This is a genomic window from Lacticaseibacillus chiayiensis, from assembly GCF_004123795.1.
GTDB lineage: Bacteria > Bacillota > Bacilli > Lactobacillales > Lactobacillaceae > Lacticaseibacillus > Lacticaseibacillus chiayiensis.
The window spans coordinates 1-3,355 of the sequence record NZ_MSSM01000056.1 but is presented as its reverse complement, the minus strand read 5'-3'; the positions used below and the strand labels follow the sequence as shown (position 1 = coordinate 3,355).

Here is a 3,355-nt window from a genome sequence, read left to right as displayed (position 1 = left end):
TAAATAATCTTCCCGTTAATATCTTTCATCTGGTAACTGCCGGGCAAATCCGGCAGCAACGATAATTTATGCTCAATGTGTGCAGATGCCATCGTAATCTCCTTATAAAACAAATGTTCGCTTAACATTATAAAGATTCTAAAATTAGATTGCAAGCGACGCACTTGTTGCGCGGCTGTGCATGTGAAGTTATTTTTACCAGCGTATCTTATATCTACCCAAACAAAAACCCCACCCAGAAAATACCGGATAAGGTCATGAGGTAAAAACTTATTGTGCCAAAATCTTGGACAGGAAATCCTGCGTCCGGGCTTCCTTAGGGTGTTCGAAAAGTTGTTCAGGTGTGCCTTTTTCGAGAATTTTGCCGCCGTCCATGAACCAGACTTGGTCGGCCACACTGCGGGCAAAGCCCATTTCGTGGGTTACCACCACCATTGTCATGCCGGTTTTGGCAAGATCCTGCATAACCTTTAGCACTTCGCCGACCATTTCGGGATCCAACGCACTGGTCGGTTCGTCGAATAACATGACATCCGGATGCATCGCCAGCGCCCGGGCAATTGCCACCCGCTGCTGTTGGCCACCGGAAAGACTAGCTGGGTAGGCATCGGCTTTTTCACCCAAGCCAACCTGCTCCAGAAGTTCCTTGGCAGTTTTAGTTGCTTCTTCATCCGTCACGGTTTTGACTTTTAACGGCGCCAACTTGATATTCTCTAACACTGTCATATTCGGGAAAAGATTGAAGCTTTGGAACACCATGCCCATTTTCTCGCGGACATTATCGAGCTGCTTTTCACTAAGATCAACCAGATTGGTGCCTTCAAAAAAGATCTCGCCTCGTGTCGGACGGTTAAGCAGATTCAGGCTGCGCAAAAACGTACTTTTCCCGCCACCAGATGCGCCGATCACAACAATCACGTCCCCTTGATTGATGGTTTCACTAATGTCATTCAAAACCAAATTATCACCAAACTTCTTAGTTAGGTGGTTGATTTGAATTAAAGGTTTATGCTGCATGATTCATCTTCCTTTCAAAATGACCCAGGAGCTTGGATAGCCCGAATGTCAGAACAAAGTAAAGGACCATGGCAACCAAAATTGGTTGAACCCCTTTGTACGTCGCGGTTTGAACCACTGTCAATTGATAAATCAGGTCCGTGACCCCAATGATGGAGACAATTGAGCTTTCCTTAATCAGCGAAATAAATTCATTCCCCAACGCCGGCCAGATGTTCTTGATGGCCTGCGGTAAAACAACACTCGTCATTGTTTGCCGTTCGGACAGTCCAAGCGAACGCGCTGCTTCGGTTTGACCGACAGGAATGCTATCAATCCCACTTCGGATAATTTCGGCCACATAGGCAGCGGAATTGAGCGATACCGCGATAAGTCCGGCGACAAGCGCAGGGATGTCGATGAAGATCCCGATCCCGAAGTAAACAAACATGACCTGAATCATCAACGGCGTGCCCCGAACAAATTCGATATAAGCAACGCCGATAAGATGTGGCAGGCGATGTTTACTCAACCGTAATAAGGCGAAAATCGTGCCAAGCAAGACCCCGAAGAACGCCCCAATCGCACTGATGAGTAATGTATACTCAACCCCCTTAAGGAAATAAGTCCAGTAGTGCAACATACTCGTATCTTCAGTATTCGTCTTCATGTAACTACCAGCCGTTTTAAGATATTGCGGAATCAACTTTTTCTGTTTGATCTCCGCCAGACTCTTATTGGCCGCTGCCACTAACGAATCGGATCCTTTGGCAAAACCGATCGCCGTGCCCATCGTGTCGCTGGAGAGGTTAAAATGCCCCGGAATCTCGACAAGCGAGTCGTCATTGGACGTATACGCCTGGGCAACCGCGCCTTCAGCCACAACGCCAGCCACTTTATGCGTCTTTAATGCCAAGATCAAATCAGTAACCTTTGTCAGTCCCAATGTTGTACTTGATTTCATCTGAGTTTTGGCTAAGGTCTCTTGAAGACTTCCGTTTTGCACCCCGACTTTTTTATTGGCAAAGCTTTGGCGGTCCTTATAAATCTTGGCATCGGTTTTGTTGATGATAATATCCTGGCCCGATTTATAATACGTATTGGAAAAGTCAATCGACTTCCGGCGGGCATTGGTTGGTGACATTGCGGCAAGCACCATATCGACCTTACCCGACTGCAAGGCGACCAGCAATGAACTAAAATTCATCTGCTTAATCACCAGCTTGACGCCAAGATCTTTCGCAATTTTACGAGCAACCTCAACATCCATGCCGACAACCTGATTCTTACCATGTTTATTCACCAAAAACTCATAAGGTGCATAGTCGGGGCTCGTCCCCATGACAATGGTGCCTTTTTGTTGAATCTTTACCAGACTGTCATCAGCGTGAACGGATTGCATATTTAAGGTCACAACCGCGGCAAAAACTGCGAACAAAGCGACTAACCAGCGTTTCAAATGCGTCATAATACCCTCCTTGATTACAAGAACGTACTATACGCTAAAACTCATTTTTATGCAACTAATATTCATAACTTGATTTGCAACAATTTTTGTGGTCGACAAGGCCGGCCGTGGCTAACAAGGCAACGACTAGATTATCAGCTAACTGCGCTAGTTTTTGCTCTGGCGTAAACGCGTTCACAGTCGCAGGAGCATACGTGTAAGGGCCTTGGTCTTAATGGCCAAGCCCGGCCTGAATTCTCCGACGCAAAAACGCGCTCACAGTCGCAGAAATCTCCGTGTAAGGACCTCAAGCCTAAATGGCCAAAGACCAGCCATTTAGCTTGAGGCCACTTACACTCCGATTTCTAAGCGCTCCTGTTCGCGCTCTGCAACCTAGACGCTTCGGATTGTTGATGCTATACTTTCACCAAGGAAAGGGGTGGCGTGCATGGCACTTAAGATCAACACTCAAACCAACCTGAACGACATGTTTGATAAATTTGCGAGTTTGCCTGGCGATAAGAAACAAGCAACCGGACCAGATCCGAAACATCAAGAGAAATTGGCTAAAAAAGCCCATAAGACCGACGACAAAAAAGCAAGGGACTAGCTTTGTCTTTCTGTTCGATGTATTAAAAAAAGCGAATACCAAAAAAGATTCAAGCGGTGACCCTCGGCGCTGGGTATACTCCTACTGAGGTAGACAAGCAAATAATTAAAGCTTGTCTGCCGAGGAAGGAGTATTTTTATGGGCCGAAAAGGTTCGAGATACAGCGTAGAAGAAAAGCTTTACTATATTGGTTTAGTGAAGGGGGGTATGTCACCTAACGCCATTCGAGAAGAGTACGGTGTCCATCCTTCACATGTGGTTCAGTGGATAGAGCGGTATGATGCGGGTGGCGTGGACGCACT

General features: G+C 46.5%; 4 protein-coding genes. 2 read left to right on the top strand and 2 right to left on the bottom strand.

All coding sequences use genetic code 11. The annotated features are described in order from the left end of the window. Nucleotides 1–270: 270 nt before the first annotated feature. The gene (locus BVJ53_RS14140; RefSeq protein ID WP_129302929.1) at nt 271–1,017 is read right to left on the bottom strand and encodes an amino acid ABC transporter ATP-binding protein; all 747 of its coding nucleotides are present in this window, start codon (nt 1,015–1,017) and stop codon (nt 271–273) included. After that, the gene (locus BVJ53_RS14135) at nt 1,007–2,464 is read right to left on the bottom strand and encodes an ABC transporter substrate-binding protein/permease (protein WP_129302928.1); all 1,458 of its coding nucleotides are present in this window, start codon (nt 2,462–2,464) and stop codon (nt 1,007–1,009) included. The genes BVJ53_RS14140 and BVJ53_RS14135 overlap by 11 nt, the downstream gene beginning before the upstream one ends. A 427-nt stretch (nt 2,465–2,891) precedes the next feature. Between BVJ53_RS14135 and BVJ53_RS14125 the strand changes: the two genes are divergently transcribed. Further along, the gene (locus BVJ53_RS14125) at nt 2,892–3,053 is read left to right on the top strand and encodes an SPJ_0845 family protein (RefSeq protein WP_129302927.1); all 162 of its coding nucleotides are present in this window, start codon (nt 2,892–2,894) and stop codon (nt 3,051–3,053) included. A 138-nt stretch (nt 3,054–3,191) separates the two neighbouring features. After that, a partial coding sequence (locus BVJ53_RS15495; protein ID WP_137295999.1) for a helix-turn-helix domain-containing protein occupies nt 3,192–3,355 on the top strand: 164 nt, incomplete at its 3' end.

Bases quoted from the DNA above. Each gene is read 5' to 3' on its own strand.
- BVJ53_RS14140 (WP_129302929.1), bottom strand. From the start codon at position 1,017: ATGCAGCATAAACCTTTAATTCAAATCAACCACCTAACTAAGAAGTTT.
- BVJ53_RS14135 (WP_129302928.1), bottom strand. From the start codon at position 2,464: ATGACGCATTTGAAACGCTGGTTAGTCGCTTTGTTCGCAGTTTTTGCC.
- BVJ53_RS14125 (WP_129302927.1), top strand. From the start codon at position 2,892: ATGGCACTTAAGATCAACACTCAAACCAACCTGAACGACATGTTTGAT.